19 protein-coding genes are annotated in these 18,456 nt (G+C 66.9%); 6 read left to right on the top strand and 13 right to left on the bottom strand.

What is annotated here, in order from left to right:
• Positions 1-260 precede the first annotated feature (260 nt).
• The 9 genes from BJQ90_RS05150 to uraD form a co-directional block, all read right to left on the bottom strand.
• On the bottom strand, positions 261-950 hold the full coding sequence (locus BJQ90_RS05150; RefSeq protein ID WP_226759234.1) for an AmiS/UreI family transporter: 690 nt from the start codon (positions 948-950) through the stop codon (positions 261-263).
• A gap of 87 nt (positions 951-1,037) precedes the next feature.
• Positions 1,038-1,883, bottom strand: a complete 846-nt coding sequence (locus BJQ90_RS05145) for a fumarylacetoacetate hydrolase family protein (RefSeq protein ID WP_226759233.1) — start codon at positions 1,881-1,883, stop codon at positions 1,038-1,040.
• 44 nt (positions 1,884-1,927) lie between these two features.
• On the bottom strand, positions 1,928-2,656 hold the full coding sequence (locus BJQ90_RS05140) for an aspartate/glutamate racemase family protein (protein WP_226759232.1): 729 nt from the start codon (positions 2,654-2,656) through the stop codon (positions 1,928-1,930).
• Positions 2,657-2,664: 8 nt separating this feature from the next.
• Positions 2,665-4,119, bottom strand: a complete 1,455-nt coding sequence (locus tag BJQ90_RS05135; protein ID WP_226759231.1) for an amidohydrolase family protein — start codon at positions 4,117-4,119, stop codon at positions 2,665-2,667.
• 26 nt (positions 4,120-4,145) lie between these two features.
• Positions 4,146-4,976: an aspartate/glutamate racemase family protein gene (locus BJQ90_RS05130; protein WP_226759230.1), complete on the bottom strand. Its 831-nt coding sequence runs from the start codon at positions 4,974-4,976 to the stop codon at positions 4,146-4,148.
• Positions 4,973-5,656 carry a GntR family transcriptional regulator gene (locus BJQ90_RS05125; RefSeq protein ID WP_226759229.1) on the bottom strand — a complete coding sequence of 228 codons (684 nt, stop codon included), beginning with the start codon at positions 5,654-5,656 and terminating at the stop codon, positions 4,973-4,975. The genes BJQ90_RS05130 and BJQ90_RS05125 overlap by 4 nt, the downstream gene beginning before the upstream one ends.
• 68 nt (positions 5,657-5,724) lie before the next feature.
• Entirely contained in the window at positions 5,725-7,065 is a 1,341-nt protein-coding gene (locus BJQ90_RS05120) for an MFS transporter (RefSeq protein WP_226759228.1), read from the bottom strand.
• Positions 7,066-7,556: 491 nt separating this feature from the next.
• A complete protein-coding gene (gene uraH / locus BJQ90_RS05115; RefSeq protein WP_226759227.1) occupies positions 7,557-7,898 on the bottom strand; it encodes a hydroxyisourate hydrolase in 342 nt (113 codons plus the stop codon).
• Positions 7,895-8,392, bottom strand: coding sequence for a 2-oxo-4-hydroxy-4-carboxy-5-ureidoimidazoline decarboxylase (uraD, locus tag BJQ90_RS05110; RefSeq protein WP_226759226.1), 498 nt, complete (start codon positions 8,390-8,392; stop codon positions 7,895-7,897). The genes uraH and uraD overlap by 4 nt, the downstream gene beginning before the upstream one ends.
• A 260-nt stretch (positions 8,393-8,652) precedes the next feature.
• On the opposite strand from uraD, the gene BJQ90_RS05105 reads away from it, so the two are divergent.
• A complete protein-coding gene (locus tag BJQ90_RS05105) occupies positions 8,653-8,892 on the top strand; it encodes a hypothetical protein (RefSeq protein ID WP_226759225.1) in 240 nt (79 codons plus the stop codon).
• Between the two features lie 213 nt (positions 8,893-9,105).
• On the opposite strand, the gene BJQ90_RS05100 is transcribed toward BJQ90_RS05105, so the two are convergent.
• Positions 9,106-9,279: a hypothetical protein gene (locus tag BJQ90_RS05100; protein WP_226759224.1), complete on the bottom strand. Its 174-nt coding sequence runs from the start codon at positions 9,277-9,279 to the stop codon at positions 9,106-9,108.
• On the opposite strand from BJQ90_RS05100, the gene BJQ90_RS05095 reads away from it, so the two are divergent.
• The gene (locus BJQ90_RS05095) at positions 9,248-9,979 is read left to right on the top strand and encodes a serine hydrolase (RefSeq protein ID WP_226759223.1); all 732 of its coding nucleotides are present in this window, start codon (positions 9,248-9,250) and stop codon (positions 9,977-9,979) included. The genes BJQ90_RS05100 and BJQ90_RS05095 overlap by 32 nt on opposite strands.
• A gap of 213 nt (positions 9,980-10,192) precedes the next feature.
• On the opposite strand, the gene BJQ90_RS05090 is transcribed toward BJQ90_RS05095, so the two are convergent.
• The gene (locus tag BJQ90_RS05090) at positions 10,193-10,687 is read right to left on the bottom strand and encodes a hypothetical protein (protein ID WP_226759222.1); all 495 of its coding nucleotides are present in this window, start codon (positions 10,685-10,687) and stop codon (positions 10,193-10,195) included.
• 345 nt (positions 10,688-11,032) lie between these two features.
• The gene (locus BJQ90_RS05085; protein ID WP_226759221.1) at positions 11,033-11,869 is read right to left on the bottom strand and encodes an alpha/beta fold hydrolase; all 837 of its coding nucleotides are present in this window, start codon (positions 11,867-11,869) and stop codon (positions 11,033-11,035) included.
• Between the two features lie 188 nt (positions 11,870-12,057).
• On the opposite strand from BJQ90_RS05085, the gene BJQ90_RS05080 reads away from it, so the two are divergent.
• Complete coding sequence (locus BJQ90_RS05080; protein WP_226759220.1) at positions 12,058-12,225, top strand: hypothetical protein; 168 nt, start codon at positions 12,058-12,060, stop codon at positions 12,223-12,225.
• 97 nt (positions 12,226-12,322) lie between these two features.
• Here BJQ90_RS05080 and BJQ90_RS05075 read toward each other — a convergent pair whose 3' ends face one another.
• A complete protein-coding gene (locus BJQ90_RS05075) occupies positions 12,323-13,237 on the bottom strand; it encodes a serine hydrolase (RefSeq protein WP_226759219.1) in 915 nt (304 codons plus the stop codon).
• Between the two features lie 186 nt (positions 13,238-13,423).
• Between BJQ90_RS05075 and BJQ90_RS05070 the strand changes: the two genes are divergently transcribed.
• From BJQ90_RS05070 to BJQ90_RS05060, 3 genes are all read left to right on the top strand, one after another.
• On the top strand, positions 13,424-14,341 hold the full coding sequence (locus BJQ90_RS05070; RefSeq protein ID WP_226759218.1) for a 2-hydroxyacid dehydrogenase: 918 nt from the start codon (positions 13,424-13,426) through the stop codon (positions 14,339-14,341).
• A 141-nt stretch (positions 14,342-14,482) separates the two neighbouring features.
• Entirely contained in the window at positions 14,483-16,222 is a 1,740-nt protein-coding gene (locus BJQ90_RS05065) for an ABC transporter ATP-binding protein (RefSeq protein ID WP_226759217.1), read from the top strand.
• Positions 16,219-18,246, top strand: a complete 2,028-nt coding sequence (locus tag BJQ90_RS05060; protein WP_319004604.1) for an ABC transporter ATP-binding protein — start codon at positions 16,219-16,221, stop codon at positions 18,244-18,246. Before BJQ90_RS05065 ends, BJQ90_RS05060 begins: the two co-directional genes overlap by 4 nt.
• Positions 18,247-18,456 lie beyond the last annotated feature (210 nt).

Here is an 18,456-nt window from a genome sequence, read left to right as displayed (position 1 = left end):
CGGATCACGATCAGGCAGCTGGTTAGTCAACCCGCTGAGGATATGGGAGGTCTCTTCTCCTGCAGCCACGTCCAACCTCTTTTCGTCGTTGAATGGTCGGCTCAAGTTTTCATTCTGTGAGAAAACTTTCTTGCATTTCGAGAATACTCAGGCGATTGCGGGCAGTCAAAGAGGCCAGCGCCCAGCAAGGCTTCCCGAAAGCCTGTGGACGGATTGTGACTGCGGCACCGAGCCTTTCGGTCTGACCTTCCCGGCGCGAATCATCCCCTGGTTCTGGTTGGTTCGATGGCGTGGGAAAGGGGCTCCGTGGAATTGCGAGACCGGCGCCCGGCCGCTTCGGGCCTGGCCCATGCTGCGGGGCCTTGGCCCTGGCGCCGCCCGAGAACGCCTGCCACCACGAGGAGCACCCCGACTGCTGCAGCTGTACCCCCAGCGATACCTCGGTCGTAGGGCCAGTGCCCCACCAGCCCCACGAACGCCGGAATTGTGGCTGTCACCTGGCTGGTCAGTACTAGAGCCCAGCCGATAAAGGGCGCCAGACCCTCGCATCCGAGCGCCAGCCGGACGAAGAACAGGATCCACAGAAATGCCCAACTCAGCCACAGGACACTCAGCAGCGGGTCGTCCGGGAACCATAACATCGCGAGCAGAATCCCGAATGCACCGACCAAACCACTGAACCACCCCAGTCCTTTGGACCCGAGCTGCAGGAGAACGTCCAGGCCAACATACAAATATGTCAACCCGAAGAGGATCATTCCGGACGCACCAGGAAGCAACCGGGGGTCACCGCCACCGGCAGTGCCGGCGTAGACGGCACCCAGCACAAGCTGGGTGGTGCCGATCAGCAAGCTGAAGACCGCCGAATCCCGCAGGGGGATGCGGCCGAGTGCGGCCAGCCCATTAATCAGAAGAGCCGCTCCTGACAGAAGGAGACACAGGTATGGCATGGTGAGCTACTCTCATGGATGGCCGTCCGGACGCTGGCCCTCCGGGTCGACAGGGCATGCGGCCGGGGACAGAAACCCGGGCCAGGTTCACGCCTGGATGAATTCCTGGCGCTGGCGTCCAAGGCCGGACACCTCTATCTCCACGACGTCCCCGGCTTTCAGATACGGGAAGCGTCCGGACAGGGCCACGCCCTCCGGAGTGCCGGTGCAGATCAGGTCGCCCGGTTCCAGGACCAGGTACTGGCTGAGGTTATGGATAATGGTGGCCACGTCGAAGATCAGGTCTTGTGTGGTGGAGTCCTGGCGCGGTTCGCCATTTACCCAGCTGCGCAGCTGGAGGTCGCCTGCGTCCACCTCCTCAGGGGTGACCAGGAACGGACCGGTGGGGCAGAATCCGGCGCAGCTCTTGCCCTTGGACCACTGACCACCGGAACTTTCCAGCTGGAAGGTCCGCTCGGACAGGTCGTTGACCGTGACGAAGCCGGCGATGTGGCTGAGTGCATCCGATGGTGACTCGAGGTAGGACGCGCGGGTGCCGATGACTACGCCCAATTCGACCTCCCAGTCCGTTTTGGTGGAACCGCGGGGGATGGCGACGGCGTCGTTGGGTCCCGCGACAGTGTTGGCAGCCTTCTGGAACAGGACCGGTGCAATGGGGGGTTCGGCGCCCGACTCAGCGGCGTGTGCGGCGTAGTTCAATCCGATGCCGAACACGGAAGAAGGCCGGGTGATGGGTGCACCGATGCGGAGGTTCGCTGCATCCATTTCCGGCAGTTCCCCGGCAGCCAGGGCGGCTGCTGCGCGGGCGGGACCGCCCGAGGACCAGAAGTCCGCGTCAAGGTCCGGGGTCAGCCCGGCCAGGGAGTAGAACGTGCCACCGTCCACGATGGCGGGAGTTTCGGCCCCGACGGCGCCGAGGCGTGCAAATTTCATGCGGTTATTTCCTTCTTCAGGTTGGATCAGGGTCCTTGGGCGCCTCAGTCCACCAGGAGCCTGCCCCAGCGCGGGGCCAGCAGCGGGGCGCCCGCCATCTTGAGGCAGTGCCACAGGGTCACGGCCACCGAGTCCAGGACGGGAACGCCCGTCTCGGCCTCGATTTCGGCGCTGATGTTGGCGCCGTAGAGGTTGGTGCAGAGGTAGATGATGGCGTCCGGCCGGGCCGCGGCCAGCTCCAGCGAGCCCGGGCGCATCTCCGCATCCGTGACGCGGGCGAACGACTCGTTGTTGCTCAGGCCCAGGTACCGGTGGTCCAGGGTCTTGATGCCGTCCCGTTCATAGGACGCCATGATCTGTTCGTTGACGTCCCCGGTGTAGGGGGTGAACAGCCCGATGCGTTCGGTTCCGAAGGTCCGGAACGCCTCCATGTAAGCCAGGGTGGAGGTGGTGGCCGGAATGCCCGTGGCGTCCGTGATGTCCTGCACGAGCCGGCGGTCGTGGCCGGCGCCGAGCCAGGAGCCTGAGGTGCCGTTCCAAGCGATGACGTCCACATCGGCGGTGGCAAGGAGTTCTGCGGCCGACCGCATGACGGCGGCATCGAACTGTTTGTCCGAGGATTTGTCCAGGGCAATCCGGGTGACCGGGATCCTGGCGAAGTGGATGGTGACATCGTCGCGGCCGCCCAGGATCCGGTAGCTTTGCGGTTCGAGGCAGGTGTTGGAGGACGGCACGATCATGCCGATGCGGGTGGCGCGGGTGGCGGAAGGCATGGGGGCTCCTAACGGGCGGCCTGGACGGCGGATACGGCGGCGGGGTTGGGGACGAAAAGCGACGACTGGTGCTCGCGGAAACCGTTCCGGGGCACGAAGCGGCCCACGGGTCCGGGGTCGTGGAACCCGTCGCTGTCCACCACCACGCGCCCGGCGGAGACGACGACGGCGGGCCAGCCCGTGAGCGTCCGGCCGTCGAACGGGGAGAAGTCGGTGCCCATGTGCAGGGCGCCGCCGTCGACGGTGCGTTCCTCGGCCGGATCGAAGATGACCAGGTCGGCGTCGAACCCGGGCGCGATGGTTCCCTTGCCGGGCAGGGCATTGATGCGGGCCGGGCCCGCGGCGAAGACTTCGACGAAGTCCTCCACCCGGGCCTCGCCGCCGCGGGCTGCTCCCAGCAGGGCGGTGAAGGTGACGGGCATCCGGGTCTCGACGCCCGGAAGGCCGTGCGGCATTTGACGGATGTCGTCGGTGCGTTCCCGCTTTTGCGCGAGGTCGTAGCAGGAATGGTCGGAGGCGACGGTGTGAATGGCGCCGTCGGCGAGCCGTTCCCGGAGCGCTGCGACGGTCTGCGGGCTGCGCATGGGCGGGCAGCAGGCGAACCACTCCGGCATCACCGAGCCGTAGACGCTGTCGTCAAGGGTGAGGTAGTGCGGGCAGGTCTCGGAGAAGGCCTCCTGGCCGTGGCTGCGGGCCTCACTGACCAGGTCCACGGCGCCGGGGGTGGACTGGTGCACGAAGTAGACGGGTGCGCCGGTGTATTCGGCCATGGCCAGGGTTTCCTTGACCGAGACCTCTTCGGCCAGTTCGGGCCGGGTGCGGTGCAGATGTTCGACGCCGATCCGGCCGTCGTCCGCGTGCTGGCCGGTGCAGTCCGCGATGATCGGGTCGTGCTCGGCGTGGATGTAGGTGAGGCCGTCCAGACGGACCATTTCGCGCATGACCTTCAGGATGGTGTCCCCGTCCGCCATCGTGGTGCCGCGGTTGGTGGTGTACATCTTCACGGACCGGACGCCCTCGGCGGCGAGTTGCTCCAGCTGCCACGGCACCGTTTCGTCCCAGCTGACCACTGAGCCGTGCAGGGCGACGTCGCACCGGGATTCGCGGGCCAGTTCCTTTTTGTGGAGGACGGCGGCGAGCGGGGTTTCCCTGGCGTCACGGGGGATGCCGAAGTCGATGATGGTGGTGGTGCCACCCCACAAAGCGGCCGTCGATGTGGTCCGGTAGTCATCGAGGGTCCGGAACCGCCCGGTTATCTGGGCCACGTGGCAGTGCCCGTCGACGCCGCCGGGGATGACGAGCCGTCCGGCGGCGTCGATGACGCGGGCAGCAGCGGGGACGGGCTCGGCAGCGTCCACGAGCCGGTCGATGCGGCCGTCCCGGACCACAACGTGGGCCTGGCGGCGTCCGAAGCTGTTGACCACGGTGCCGTGGGCGATGACGAGTTCTGGGGTGTCGGACATCGGTGTCCTCCTAGGTAGAGAAGTAGTTAGTTGGCCGGTGCGGGCGAAGCCGGCTGGGCGGCGACGCTGCGGGTCGCGTTGGTGGCGCCGCTGCGGGCGGCGTTCTGTGCGGTGGCGAGGGCGGCGTCCAGGTCCTGGCTGAGGCCGCGTCGGGCCTTGGCCGGGGGAGGTGCGAAGGCGCCCGCGCGGTGCGGGCCGGAATCGAGGCCGACGACGGCCTCGGCCATCCGGATGCCCGCGGAGATGCCGTCCACCACGGGGACTCCTATCTGCCCGCGGAGTTCGCGGGCAAGGCCGGCGAGCGGTGCACCGGCGAGGATCACGACGTCGGCCCCGTCCTCGGTGACGGCCTGCTGGCTGAGTGCCAGCAGGGTTGCCTTGAAGTCCTGCTGCACCGAGGCGATGCCGGTGAGGGCCTCGTTGATGGAGCGGATCGATGCCAGCCGGCCGCCGAGCCCGAAGCGCTCCACACAGTCCCGGTACCAGGGCCTGATCCGGTCGGAGATGGCGATGATCGAGAACCGGTGTCCCTGCAGGGCGGCGGCGCAGAGTGCCGCCTCGGTGATCCCGACAACGGGGACGTCGGCGAGTTCCTTCAGGGCCGGCATCCCGGGGTCGCCGAAGGCGGCCACCACCACGCCGTCGACGCTGCCGCCGTCGCGGGTGTACTCGGCGATGATTTCGGCGACGGCTCCAGCAGCGATCAGGGACTCGAAGCGGGTTTCAATGTATTCCACGCCGTACCCGGCGGTCCGGACCACAAGTTCGGTTCCGGCGGAGGCGGAGCGCAGGGCCTCCGCTTCGATCAGGGCGGTCACGTCGTCGCTGATATTAGGGTTGATGACTAGAAGTTTCATAGGTTCTTCCGATGAAGGGCGGGTTCTGTCCGGCTGAAATCCTCCGGAAACTGTTCGCGGTATTTGCCGATGTGCGACGCCGATTGAGCCGCTGCCCGTTCCGGGTCGCCGCTGGCGATGGCGGCGTAAAGGGCGCGGTGTTCTTCGATGAGCTCCGGCAGGTCGCTGACGTGCCGGAAGAGCCAGTGCATGCGGCCCTGGAGCGGTTCCAGCGCGGACTTGAGGAAGCCGTTGTCCGCGATCCGGGTAATGGCATCGTGGAATTCGCTGTTGGCGCGGTGGGCTTCCATAATGGCGCCCTTGGCCAGGCAGCGGTCGGCCTCGTCCAGCAGACCCTTGAGCGCGCTGAGGTCCTCGGCGGTGGCGCGGGTGGCGGCCAGGCGGCAGGCAAGGACTTCGAGGGACTGCCTGACATCGAACAGGTCTTCGACGTCCTTGGGACTCAGGGTGCTGACTTCGGCTCCGCGGGCGCCCCGGTCGCTGATGAGCCCTTCCTGGCGCAGCATGCGGAGCGCTTCGCGGACGGGAAGGCGGGACACGTTGAATTCCGCCGCGAGGTCGCGTTCCACCAGCCTGGTGCCGGGAACGTAGTGCCCTTCAAAGATCCTGTTGCGGAGGGTATCCCTGACAGCCTCCCGGAGGGGGCGTTCCTTGTCCTGGGTCGCTTCTGCGGTATGCATGTTTCTCCACTTTCGGTTCTTGTCCGGCATTGCGTTCCCGGCGTCAGGAACAGGTGCGTGTGGCTAGCTTAGACAGGTAGCCGCTTGTTGTAGTTCAGGGTCAGGACGGATACGCCCATGATGATCGCGGATCCCACGAAGTACAGCAGCGCCCAGGTGTAGGAACCGGTGGCGCCCACAATCAGGCCGACCGCAATCGGGGTCACGAAGCCGGAGATGTTGCCGCTGAAGTTCATCGCTCCGCCCAGGACGCCGGCGTTGGTCCGGCCGCCCAGGATCGAGGGGATGCTCCAGAACAGGCCCACCCAGCGGAGGAAGAACATGACCACTGACAGCAGGACGACGGCGGTGGTCGGGTCGGCCACGACGGTGACGCCGATCAGGCCGCCGATCACGACCACGCTGGAGGTGCCCAGGAGGGTGCGCATCACGCGGTTGGCGGAGGCGCCGGTGGACTGCCATTTGTCGGCGATGGCGCCGCCGAGGATTTCCCCGACAAAGCCGGCTCCGAAAATGACGAACGTGGACCAGCCGATGGTCTTGAGGTCGAAGCCCTTGTCCTGGGCCAGGTAGAGCGGTCCCCAGGTCAGCAGCCCGTAGAAGACGCCATTGAAGCCCAGCCAGCCGAAGCACATCGCCCAGAAGGAGCGGAATTTCAGGTAGGGCAGGAGCGCGCGCTTGCCTTTGCTGCCGTCGAGCTCCGCGGCGGCGTCCTCGGCTGCGTGGGAGGCCTCGATGTATTCGGCCTCGGCATCGTTGACGCCGCGGTGCTGGCGGGGGTTGTCGCGGACGTACCACCAGACGGCAAGGCCCATCAGTACCGTGGCGGCGCCGGCGACGATGAACGCGATGCGCCAGCTGCCGGTTGATGCGATCAGGCCGGCAATCAGGATGCCGCCCAGCCCGGCGCCCAGAGGCGCTCCGGCGTCGAGGATGGTGGCGCCGCGTCCACGTTCTGACTTGTGCATCCAGATCGCGTTGAGTTTTCCGCCGGCCGGCATGACGCCGGCTTCCGTGACGCCGATGCCCAGCCGGGCAATGAACATGCTGAGGAAGCTCCCGGCCAGGCCAGAGGCTGCCGTGGCTGCACCCCAGCCGATGCAGGACGCCGTCATGACCTTGCGGGGCCCGAACTTGTCAATCAGGAGGCCCACCGGGACCTGCATCAGCGCGTAGGTCCAGAAGAAAGCGGAGAGCAGCAGGCCCACAAGCTCGGGGGCGAGGTTGAATTCCTTCTGGATGATGGGAAGGGCCACCGAGATGGAGCCCCGGTCGATGTAGTTGACGGAGACGAGGACCAGCAGGAGCAGGAACATTTTCCAGCGGACGTTGGTGCGGCGTTGCACCCCGTCCTTGCCGGTTTTGTCGTCGGGGAGCGGTACTGCGGTTTCTGTGTTCTGAAGAGACACAACTTCTCCTTTGCAGAGAGGAAAATTGCAGGCAGGGAAAGACTTGGGTGTTCGCGGGGGCAGGAGGCCGGGTGGTGGGGGCGTCCTGGGTCCAAATCCGGAGGAGCCGGGCATAGAACTGGGCGGGATCCGGATCGCGATCTTTTGGGATCCCAATTTGGGATCCCAAAATTTAGAATAGAAGTGACCCGGGCCACTGTCAAGGAAAAATGTCTGGTTGTGGCCCGCGCGGGCCAAATCACCGATTGTGACTGCCGGCCGCCTGGTCCTGCCTGGGGTCGGGGATGGGCAGCCGAGCGGCCGCCGTCGGGCGGTGTAGTGCTGCCTGGAGTCGGGCGTGGGCTTTTGCGCGCACCCAAACAACGCGGGGTCAGATGCGGCCCATGAGGCTGCCCGAAACCGGCCGTGTCTGACCCCGCGTTGCAGTGGTGGGCGCGAAAAGGGCCCGCGGCGCCGCCGCGGGCCTCGTCCTCACGCCTGTTTCCGGAGGCTCAGCTGCCCCGGTAGGTGGAGTAGGCGAACGGGCTCAGCAGCAGCGGCACATGATAGTGGGCCTCCGATTCCACCACGCCAAAGGTGAGGACCACTTCCGGGAAGAACGTCTCCGTGCCGCTGGCCGCGTAGTACTTTCCGGTGTCGAAGGCCAGGCGGTAGGTTCCCGAGGGCACCCGGTCCGGCCCCAGTTCCTTGATGCGTCCATCCGCATCCGTGGCGCCCTCGGCAATCTGGACCCAGCGTTCGCCGTCGAGCACGTGGAGGGTCACGGGGACGTCCGCCGCAGGCTTGCCGGAGCCGGTGTCGAGTACATGGGTGGTGATGTGGGACATGCTCATCGGCCCATCAGTCCTTCGAGTCGGAGCACTGCGATCTCCCGCAGCTGCTGGCCAATGATTGTCTGTTCTTCTTCCGGGGTGTGGGCGAGCCGCGTGGTGAGAGCGGCCAGGATCTCCTCGCGGCTGCGTCCGGCCGCGCGGATCAGGAACACCTGCCCGAACTTCTCCTCGTAGGCGCGGTTGCCTTCCGCCAGTGCCTCGGCGACGGCCGCGTCGGCTTCGCCGAGCCCGGCCTGTTCCGCCTCGGAAAGTCTGGCTTCGGTGCTGTTTCCCCGGGCGCGCTCGCCGATCCGGGGATGGTGGGCGAGCGCCGCTTCGAGCTCTGCCGGGGTGAACGGGTTGGCTGCGCCGCGTCCCGCCTCAAGCAGTGCTTCGAGGCTCGGGTAGGGCCGCGCGTCGGCGAGTTCGTCGATCCAGCGCTGGATGTCCAGGCAGGGGCGCAGGGCACCGGCAGCCTCCGTGCGGCCGGCCGCGTTGAACTGTTCAAGGTGCATGAGGCAGGTCCTTGTGTTTCGATGCTGGCATCCACGGTGTAGGGCTATACGGACAATTCATTCCGCATCATGGAACTGTTATTTCAGCATATGCAAAAAAGTCAACCGTACCCGCTTTCGCCTGTCAACTCCGGGTCGGTCCCTAAGGGGAGTTCGGAAGCTCTCAGAGCTCCGCATGAAGCAGGCGCAGCCAGCCGGCACCCACTCCGCTCCCCACGTTAGTGTGGGGAGCGACCGATCCGCGGATGAAAGGCAGTGTTATGAGCGATCCGAATGAACCGAGCAACGATCCGGCCGGCCTGCGCGGGCCGGGCGACCCGGACGCCGTCGAGGCCTACCAGCCACACGCCGAACCCGGCAGGGCCGGCAACATCCGCGAGGAACAACTGACCCAGGCCGCGGGGACGGTGCCCGCCGCCTATGTCGGTAAGGGTGATCCCGCGGCGGGGGACAAGCCGGAAGACGCCGCGGACGCCGGCCTGTGGGACGACGAGACCTAGCCGCAGTGCTGGGTGCGGTGACAGCTGTTTCATAGCTCCGGCATAGCTGGCATGGCTAGCTTGGGCAACTATGGAAGAACGCACACCACGGAAGCCCCGTTACCGACACCCCGGCATCGCGGGCTTCCGGCCGCGCTTCCGGGCGTTCCGCCGTACCCGCGCGGCCTTGGCGCTGTGCGCCGCGGCTCTGGCGGTGGCGCTCGGTGCTGGACTCTATTCCGCCGCGCAGGCGCGTTCGACGGCGGCCCTCCAGGCTGCGAGCCAATCGAACAGCCAGGCGTCGGTGACCGGGGTGAACGTCCAGACGCCGGCGCCGGCAACGGGGTCGGCAACCGCTGCGGCGCCGGCTGCGGCCTTGCCGGCCGCAACTGTAGCCGCGGGAGCCATTGACGCTGACCTGGACGCCGAGATCAACGGCGTCATCGCCGCCAACCCCGAGTTCCAGATCAGCGTCGCCCTCCTCGACCTGTCAGGCGGTGCGGGCGGGAGCAGTGACGTCCACGAATACGGTGTCCCGGCGGCGTTCGTCGCGGCCAGCACGGCCAAGGTCCTGGCCGCCGAGGCCTATTACCACCTCGTGGAAACCGGCGTGGCCTCCCTCGACGGTCCGCTCGGGGCCTACCCCGCGGAATTCCAGCTGCAGGCAATGATCCAGCAGAGCGACAACGACTCCTGGTCGTTGATCATGGACGCGGTGGGCCACGAGGAGCTGTCCGAGTACGCGGCCTCGATGGGCGTGGACTACAGCCCCGAAAGCAATACGCTCACCCCCGCGGACATGGCGCACATCCTGGCCGGTCTCTACTCCGGAACTCTGTTGGACCCGGCGGACACCTCGCAGCTGCTGTCCTATATGCGGGGCACCAACTATGAATCCCTCATCCCCGCTGCCGTCCCCGCCGGCGTCACCGTGTTCCACAAATACGGGCTGCTGGGAGGGGAACTGCACGACGCCGGCATCCTCGCCAAGAACGGCAGCGCCTACGCCCTCGTCGTCTACACCAAGGGTGAGGACCTGAGCAGCGTTCCCGAGCGGACGGAAATCATCCACGAGGTGACGGCAGCCGTGGCGGACGCCCTGTTCTAGGAGGCAGCCCCCGACGGGGCGGCCTCGTTTCCGCGGTCCGGCGCACCCGCCGGACGGCGCCGGGTGGTGCCCCCGGCGGCGTCACGCTCCGGGCGCGCGTACCCCGGCAACCACTGCAGTGCCCGGTTCTGAAGGGTGGTGCTGGTTAGCGAAAGAGAGCCAAGGGACACGTCCCCTGGCTCTCTGCGCATAGTCATATCCGCTGCGGGATGATCAGCCGATCCTGGCTACGTCGCTCATTTCCCAGCGGGTCCAATCGGACCAGTTGTCGCTGTTGCCGTTGCGCACGCGGAAGGAAACGAGCTGGTAGACCTTCTCGCTACCGGGGCCATTCGTCACGTAGTCGTAGCTGTGGATCGTCACGGAGTCGTCACTGCGATCGAAGGTCTCCCGGAACCTGGACGTCCCCAGGAGATCGTCATTCCTGCCGCGGTCGTCTTCAAAGCGCTGCTGGCGGATCTGCACGGTTTTGTTGCCTTTGCAGTTCACATAGATCCGGAAGTCCACTTTTGTGTTTTTGTCCCGGTCTCTGTGGTTCTGCTGGGTGGGCTTCAGCGGATCCACGGTGCAGCCTCGTTCGGAGGTTGAAGCGGCGGCCGGCCCGGCCAAGGCGACCGGTCCTCCAATTAGCCCCATGGTGACGGCCGGGATCAAAACTAGCTTGGCCGCAAGGGGGCGCGATTTCCTTGGTGAATTGAGGATGGACATTGTTTTCGTTCTTCTGCCTGAGGATGCGAATCTATAGCTCCGGACGGCGTCCGGCCGACCCATCAGACTGCGGCAGTACCGCACGTCAGGGCGGCGTTCCTGTCCAGTTTCAACTAGCGCGCCCCGACCCTGCGGGGCCTCGAGCCGGCGTCCGCTCGCTGTCGTTGAGGGACCCGGTCCCTTAATTCTCCGCCCCCTCATGGCCATGATCAAGAGGCCCCGGGCCGGGCCCTCCAAGCCCACTGCGCCCCTGGTCCGCCGCCGCGGGGCACGCGAGCCCCGGGCCGGCCCCGGCCGCCGCCGCGAGCCCAAGGGGTGCCCGCTGGCGGCGTCCGGTTCCAGGACCTACTTCGCCAGGAACTCCAGCAGGACCGCGTTGACCTCGGCAGTGTGGGTCCAGACCATGCCGTGCGGGGCGCCCTCGATCTCCACGTACTCGGCGCTGGGCAGCGCCTTGGTGAACTGCCGGCCCGTGACGTCGATCGGCAGGATTCTGTCCGCGGTGCCGTGAACGATCAGGGCCGGGACGTCGATCTTGGGGATGTCCGCGCGGAAGTCGGTCAGCCAGGTCGGCTGGGCGGCTGCCGAGGCGGTGGCTCCGCCCGAGGTCGCGAGGTTCCAGCCGGCGCGCATGACTTCCTCACTGAGCCGGGGCGTGCCGAGGAAGGTGTCGCTGTTGTAGAAGTTCTTGAAGAATTCGGTGAAGAAGGCGTAGCGGTCGGTGGTCACGGCTTCCAGCAGCCCGTCGAACACGGACTGCGGCACGCCGCCGGGGTTGTCGTCGGCCTGCAGGACGTAGGGCTCCAGTGAGCCGAGGAACACGGCCTTCGCCACCCGGGCCGAGCCGTAGGTGCCCAGGTAGCGGCCCACTTCGCCGGTTCCCATCGAGAAGCCCACCAGCACGGCGTCGTTCAGGTCCAGGGTGGTGAGCAGAGTGTCGAGGTCGGCGGCAAAAGTGTCGTAGTCGTAGCCGTCCGTGGGTTTGCTGGACTGGCCGAAGCCGCGGCGGTCGTAGGTGATGACGCGGTAGCCCGCGCCCAGCAGGGCCGTGGTCTGCTTCTCCCAGGAGGATCCGTCGAGCGGGTAGCCGTGAATCAGGACCACCGGCTGTCCGGCCCCGTGGTCTTCGTAGTAGAGCTCGATGTCGGTGCTGTTCTCGGTTCCAACCTTGATGTAAGCCATGTCAGCGGTCCTCTCGGTACGGTTCTGATGTCAGTCGTGCGGGAGCGGCCCAGCGCTGGTGCCATTGTCTGGTGCCACTGTACGGAACCAACGCAGCCCGGCAACAGGGTGTTCCCCGGGGCCGAATTTTGGTCAAGGATACCCCTGGGGGTATAGTTGCATTACAGACCTACCAAAAGGAGAACCAGATGTGCCGACAGGTTGCATGCAAGAAGTGCGGTAAGACCACTTGGGCTGGCTGTGGCCAGCACGTCGACCAGGTCATGCGGGGCGTCAAGAGCGCCGACCGTTGCAAGGGCCACGAGGGTGAAGTCAGCACCAAGACCGGCTTCTTCGCCAAGATCTTCGGCCGCTAAGGCCGGTTCTCCAGCTGGACGCAAGCCCCCGCTGCACATCGTGCAGCGGGGGCTTTGCCCGTTAACGGCGTTGCCAGGACACCAGCTAACGGCGCTGCTACGACAGCAGCGCCCCCGTGACGGCCTCCGTGAGCTGATGGATCACGGCCAGGCGCTCCTCGCTCTCGCCGTCCTCGCCCCAGGAATAGATGGCCAGCGCGTAGGAGCGCCCGCCGGACGTCAGGACGGCAGCGTCGTGGACATAGCCCTCCAACTCGCCGTACTTGTGCTGCACCGTGACGTCCGGGCCGACGGCGGCCGGAATGAGCCGTTCGTTGTTGGTCTGCTGCATGTAGCCGAGCAGCTCCTTGGTGTGCTCCGCGTTGAGCAGCTTCCCGGTGGACAGCTGCCTGAGCAGTAATGCCATCTCAGCCGGCGTCAGCATGTTCTGCTCGGGGTCGTAACTGATCCCGATGGACGCGGCGTACTCGATCAGTGTGGGGTAGCCGATGTCCTGCATCAGCAACAGCCAGGAGTCGTCACTGCTGGCGTTGACCATCGCCTTGACCTGGAACGCGGCATCGAAGCTCCCCAGCGGCACGTCCAGCGACTTCTCGCCGGTCTCCACCAGATGGTAGTAGGCGGCCGCGGTGATGATTTTGGCGGTGCTGGCCGCCACGAACTCGGACCCGTCGCCGTAGCTGCGCGGCTCGCCGCCGTGCGTGTCCACCAGTGCGACGCCGATCCGGTAGCCGGAGTTCTCGGCCAGGATCCGCTGGATCTCGGCGTCGAGGTCGGCAGCCGGAGAGGCCTGGGGCTCCGGGGCATGCGTGCCCGGGGCAGCCGCGGGGTGCGCGGGCCGCTGGTCATGGGGGCCGGCGAGGAAGTCCGTCCCGGGAGCCGGCCCGGTGCGGACGACGGCGAGCGTCACCAGGCCCAGCAGCAGCAGGGCCGTTGCCGCCCAGACCAGGAGCAGTTTCCTCCGGGTGTTGCGGGAATCGGAGGCCGGACCGGATGGTCCCGAGGGGTTCATGGAGCAGGACCTTTCACGTCGCAAAGGGGGAGGGTTCCTGCAATGTATGCCGGGCCGCGGGGCATGTCCAAAGGCCGCGCGGAGCAAGGCAAAGCTGAGGGCAAACTCCCAGCTGGGGGCGGGAACGGACGTGGCTGGCACGGCGTTGACGCGGCCAGCGGCGGGAGCACCATTAGGCTGTCAGCTATGCCGAAAATTACTGTGAGCCTGCCGGACGCGACCCTGCAGGAGTACCTGCAGCCCCACCCCGACGTCACCGTCCTGGAGTGGGACCTGTCCGGGGAACCGCCGCGGCCGCGCCTCGACATTGTGGTCCCGCCCTACATGGGCGGCACGCAGGTCCTGCGAGGCCTGGAAGCGGTGGAAACCGGGCTCGTCCAAAGCCAGTCGATCGGATACGACGGCGTCGCGGACTCGCTGCCCCCGGGCCGGGTTTTCGCCAACGCCGCCGGCGTCCACGAAACCTCCACCGCCGAACTGACCCTGGCCCTGATCCTGGCGAGCCAGCGCGAGCTCCCGCGGCTCCTGCAAAACCAGCAGGAGGGCCGCTGGGAGACCCGGTCCACCGCCAGCCTCGCGGACCGGCGCGTGCTGATCGTCGGCTACGGCGGCGTCGGCAAGGCGATCGAGGACCGTCTCCTGCCCTTCGAGACCACGGTGACCCGGGTGGCCAGCAGGGAACGGACGGACCCGCGCGGGCACGTCCACGGCATCGCCGAACTGCTCACCCTGCTCCCGGAGCACGACATCGTGGTCGTGGGGGTCCCGCTCAGCGACGCCACCCGCCACCTCATCGACGATGACTTCCTGTCCGCCATGCCAGACGGCGCCCTGGTGGTCAACGTGGCCCGCGGACCGGTCGCGGACACCGACGCCCTGGTCCGGCACACCGCCACCGGCCGGATCCGTGCCGCCCTGGACGTCACCGACCCCGAGCCGCTGCCGCAGGACCACCCGCTGTGGCGGACCCCCGGGGTCATCATCAGCCCGCATGTGGGCGGGGCAAGTTCGGCCATGCGCCCGCGGATGGGCCGGCTGGTCCAGCGGCAGATCGAGCTCATGCTGGCGGGCGAACCGCCGGCGAACGTCGTGCTGAACGGCTAGGGACCGGGCGGAGCGCATGCCGCGGCTCCGCGCCGGCCGGATCCCGGTCCCGTTGACAGCAAACTCCCAGTAAACGACACGGCCAAGCGGACGTAAACTGACCTTCGGATCACTCTGCGTGACACGAGGCTTGGAGTACTGATGCTCTGGAAACTGCTCGTCGAATACCTGCGGCCGCAGCGGCGGCTCCTGCTCGCCGTCGTCGTCTTCCAGCTGGCGGCATCCATTGCCTCGCTGTACCTTCCCACCCTGAACGCGGACATCATCGACGAGGGCGTCGCGAAGGGGGACACGGACTACATCATGCACATCGGCGGCATCATGCTGATGGTCACCCTGCTGCAGATCGCGTGCACCATCGCCGCCGTGTACTTCGGCGCGAAGGCCGCGATGGCGCTGGGCCGGGACGTCCGGGGCGCCATCTTCAGCCGGGTGGCGGCGTTCTCCGAACAGGAAGTCACCCACTTCGGTGCCCCGAGCCTGATCACCCGCTCCACCAACGATGTCCAGCAGGTCCAGCAGCTGGTGCTGATGTCCGCCACGCTGATGGTCACGGCGCCTATGCTCAGCATCGGCGGGGTCATCATGGCGGTCCGGCAGGACGTGCAGATGTCCTGGCTGATCGCGGTCAGCGTGCCGGTGCTGCTGCTGGCCGTCGGGCTGATCATCACCCGGATGGTGCCGCTGTTCCGGCTCATGCAGGCCCGGATCGACACCGTCAACCGGGTGCTCCGCGAACAGCTCACCGGCATCCGCGTGGTCCGCGCGTTCGTCCGCGAGGACGTCGAGACCGCCCGCTTCGGCCGGGCCAACGAGGACGTCACGGATACCGCCCTGCGCGCCGGCCGGCTGATGGCGCTCGCGTTCCCCACCGTCATGCTGGTGCTGAACGTCTCGTCCGTGGCCGTGATCTGGTTCGGCGCGTTCCGGATCCAGGACGGCTCCATGCAGGTGGGCACCATGATCGCGTTCCTGAGCTACCTCATGCAGATCCTGATGTCCGTCATGATGGCGACGTTCATGGCGATCATGATCCCGCGCGCGGCGGTCTCGGCGGACCGGATCGGCGAGGTGCTGGGCACCGAATCCAGCGTCCGGCCGCCGGAGCACCCGCTCAGCTTTGCCGGCCGCACCGGCCGCGGCGAACTTCAGATGCGCGACGTCGGGTTCGCCTACCCGGGTGCCGAGCAGCCGGTCCTGTCCGGGATCAGCTTCACCGCCCCGGCGGGGCAGACGACGGCGATCATCGGCGCCACCGGTTCGGGCAAGACCACCCTGGTGAACCTGATGCCGCGGCTCTTCGACGCCACGGCCGGGTCGGTGCGGATCGACGGCGTGGACGTGCGGGAACTGCACCCGGATCTGCTCTGGGGGCACATCGGCCTGGTGCCGCAGAAACCGTACCTGTTCTCCGGGACGGTGCGCAGCAACCTGCTTTACGGCAAACCCGACGCCACCGAGGACGAACTCTGGCAGGCGCTCTCCATTGCGCAGGCGGAGGAATTCGTCCGGGAGATGGAAGGCGGCCTGGACGCGCCGATTTCGCAGGGCGGCACCAACGTCTCCGGCGGGCAGCGGCAGCGGATCGCGATTGCCCGGGCGCTGGTGAAACGGCCCGAGCTCTACATCTTTGACGATTCCTTTTCCTCGCTGGACACCGCCACGGACGCCCGGCTGCGGCTGGCGCTCAAGCAGCACACCGCCGGTGCCACGCTGGTGATCATCGCCCAGCGCGTGTCCAGCATTGTGGACGCGGACCAGATCCTCGTGATCGACGACGGCAGGCTGGTCGCGCACGGCACGCATGAGGAGCTGCTCGAGACCTCGGCGACGTACCAGGAGATTGTGAACTCCCAGCTCGCCGTGGAGGAGGCAGCATGAGCGCCCCGAACCGCAGCGCATCCCAGCCCAAGCCGGCCGGCGGGGGAGCCGGGGCACCTGGCGCTACGGCCGCCGTCGAACGCATTCCCCGTCCGCGCGGCGGCCCCGGCCATGGCGGGCCGTTTGCCGGGATGAACGTGCCGGCGGAGAAGGCGATGAACTTCGGCCCGTCCGCGAAACGGCTGCTGGGTCAGCTGCGGCCCGAGCGGATGTGGCTGGTGCTGGTCCTGGTGCTCGCCGTCGTGAGCGTGACGTTCTCGGTGATCGGGCCGCGGCTCCTCGGCGAGGGCACCAACCTGATTTTCTCCGGCGTCGTGTCCAAGCAGCTCCCGGCGGGGGTGAGCCAGGAACAGCTGATCGCCGGGCTGCGCGCCGCGGGGGAGAACCAGAAAGCGGACATGCTCAGTGCCATGACGCTGACGCCCGGCATGGGGATCGACTTCACAGCCCTCGCCACCGTGCTGCTCTGGGCGCTGGTCCTGTACGTGCTGGCCTCGGCGTTCAGCTGGATCCAGGCGTACGTGCTCAACGGCGTCGTGCAGCGCACCATGTTCCGGCTGCGCGAACGGATCGAGGCCAAAATCAACCGGCTGCCGCTGCGCTACTTCGATTCGGTGCAGCGCGGCGAGCTGCTCAGCCGGGTCACCAACGACGTCGACAACATCTCGCAGAGCCTGCAGCAGTCCATCAGCCAGGCGGTCACCTCCCTGCTGACCGTGCTGGGCGTGCTGATCATGATGTTCATCCTCTCGCCCACCCTCGCCCTGATCGCGCTGGTCACCGTGCCGCTGACGCTCGTGACGACCGCCCTGATCGCCAAGAGATCGCAGAAGCTGTTCGTGGCGCAGTGGAAGCACACCGGGGAGCTGAACGGCCAGATCGAGGAGACCTACACCGGGCACGCGCTGGTGAAGGTCTTCGGCCGGCAGCGGGAGGTGGAGGAGCGGTTCCGGCAAAAGAACGCGGAACTGTACGAGGCCAGCTTCGGCGCGCAGTTCATCTCCGGCCTGATCATGCCGGCCATGACGTTCATCGGGAACCTGGTCTATGTGGGGATCGCCGTGGTGGGCGGCCTGCAGGTGGCCTCCGGGGCGATGCAGCTGGGCGACGTGCAGGCGTTCATCCAGTACTCGCGGCAGTTCACCCAGCCGCTGGCCCAGCTGGGGTCGATGGCGAACCTGCTGCAGTCCGGCGTGGCCTCGGCCGAGCGGGTCTTCGAGCTGCTGGACACCGAGGAGCAGTCGCCGGACCCTATTCCCGGGGTGGCTCCGGCGGCGACCCGGGGGAAGCTGGTGTTCGAGAACGTCTCCTTCGCCTACGCCCCGGACAAGCCGCTGATTGCCGATCTCAGCCTCGTGGCCGAGCCGGGGCAGACCGTGGCGATCGTCGGCCCCACCGGGGCCGGCAAGACCACACTGGTGAACCTGATGATGCGCTTCTACGAACTCGACGCCGGGCGGATCACGCTCGACGGCGTGGACGTCACCGCGATGACCCGCAACGAGCTGCGCTCGCGGATGGGCATGGTGCTGCAGGACACCTGGCTGTTCGGCGGCACCATCCGGGACAACATCGCCTACGGCCGGCCCGGCGCCTCGGAGGAGGAGATCCTGGAGGCGGCGCAGGCCACCTACGTCGACCGGTTCGTCCGGTCCCTGCCGGAAGGCTACGACACCGTGCTCGACGACGAAGGCGGCAATGTGTCCGCCGGGGAGAAGCAGCTGCTCACCATTGCCCGCGCGTTCCTGGCCCGCCCGTCCGTGCTGATTCTGGACGAGGCCACAAGCTCGGTGGACACCCGGACCGAGGTGCTGGTGCAGAAGGCGATGAGCGCTTTGAGGAGCGACCGGACTTCGTTTGTCATTGCGCACCGGCTCTCCACCATCCGCGACGCCGACCTCATCCTGGTGATGGAGGCCGGGCAGATCGTGGAGCAGGGAAACCATGCTGAGCTGCTGGCCGCCGGCGGTGCGTATGCGGCGCTGTACGCGGCGCAGTTCGCGGCTCCGGTGGCGGAGGTTTAGGGAAATTGAAGACGTTTCTTGTCGCTCCCGAGGCGTAGAGGTTCGGATCGTCTCTGGGCGGATCAACCTTACGTAAGATCCGCTATCGGCCGTAGCAGCATTTCCTGAATGCTTGCCAAATAGAAGCGGTTGTCGCTTGACAGCGTAGTTGGCGAATTGCCAAACGATCTGGCGAATCTTGTCAGCTATCTGGCGAGTCATCCTTGGATT

The sequence above is a fragment of the Arthrobacter sp. SO3 genome (assembly GCF_020532825.1).
Classification (GTDB): domain Bacteria; phylum Actinomycetota; class Actinomycetes; order Actinomycetales; family Micrococcaceae; genus Arthrobacter.
This window is presented reverse-complemented; position numbering and strand designations above follow the sequence as displayed.

Bases quoted from the DNA above. Each gene is read 5' to 3' on its own strand.
- BJQ90_RS05075 (WP_226759219.1), bottom strand. From the start codon at position 13,237: ATGAACCCCTCGGGACCATCCGGTCCGGCCTCCGATTCCCGCAACACC.
- BJQ90_RS05135 (WP_226759231.1), bottom strand. From the start codon at position 4,119: ATGTCCGACACCCCAGAACTCGTCATCGCCCACGGCACCGTGGTCAAC.
- BJQ90_RS05090 (WP_226759222.1), bottom strand. From the start codon at position 10,687: ATGTCCATCCTCAATTCACCAAGGAAATCGCGCCCCCTTGCGGCCAAG.
- BJQ90_RS05125 (WP_226759229.1), bottom strand. From the start codon at position 5,656: ATGCATACCGCAGAAGCGACCCAGGACAAGGAACGCCCCCTCCGGGAG.
- BJQ90_RS05150 (WP_226759234.1), bottom strand. From the start codon at position 950: ATGCCATACCTGTGTCTCCTTCTGTCAGGAGCGGCTCTTCTGATTAAT.
- BJQ90_RS05145 (WP_226759233.1), bottom strand. From the start codon at position 1,883: ATGAAATTTGCACGCCTCGGCGCCGTCGGGGCCGAAACTCCCGCCATC.
- BJQ90_RS05140 (WP_226759232.1), bottom strand. From the start codon at position 2,656: ATGCCTTCCGCCACCCGCGCCACCCGCATCGGCATGATCGTGCCGTCC.
- BJQ90_RS05065 (WP_226759217.1), top strand. From the start codon at position 14,483: ATGCTCTGGAAACTGCTCGTCGAATACCTGCGGCCGCAGCGGCGGCTC.
- BJQ90_RS05085 (WP_226759221.1), bottom strand. From the start codon at position 11,869: ATGGCTTACATCAAGGTTGGAACCGAGAACAGCACCGACATCGAGCTC.
- BJQ90_RS05060 (WP_319004604.1), top strand. From the start codon at position 16,219: ATGAGCGCCCCGAACCGCAGCGCATCCCAGCCCAAGCCGGCCGGCGGG.
- uraD (WP_226759226.1), bottom strand. From the start codon at position 8,392: ATGCACCTTGAACAGTTCAACGCGGCCGGCCGCACGGAGGCTGCCGGT.
- BJQ90_RS05100 (WP_226759224.1), bottom strand. From the start codon at position 9,279: ATGGCTCCCGCGGCTACAGTTGCGGCCGGCAAGGCCGCAGCCGGCGCC.
- BJQ90_RS05070 (WP_226759218.1), top strand. From the start codon at position 13,424: ATGCCGAAAATTACTGTGAGCCTGCCGGACGCGACCCTGCAGGAGTAC.
- BJQ90_RS05105 (WP_226759225.1), top strand. From the start codon at position 8,653: ATGAGCGATCCGAATGAACCGAGCAACGATCCGGCCGGCCTGCGCGGG.
- BJQ90_RS05130 (WP_226759230.1), bottom strand. From the start codon at position 4,976: ATGAAACTTCTAGTCATCAACCCTAATATCAGCGACGACGTGACCGCC.
- BJQ90_RS05080 (WP_226759220.1), top strand. From the start codon at position 12,058: ATGTGCCGACAGGTTGCATGCAAGAAGTGCGGTAAGACCACTTGGGCT.
- uraH (WP_226759227.1), bottom strand. From the start codon at position 7,898: ATGAGCATGTCCCACATCACCACCCATGTACTCGACACCGGCTCCGGC.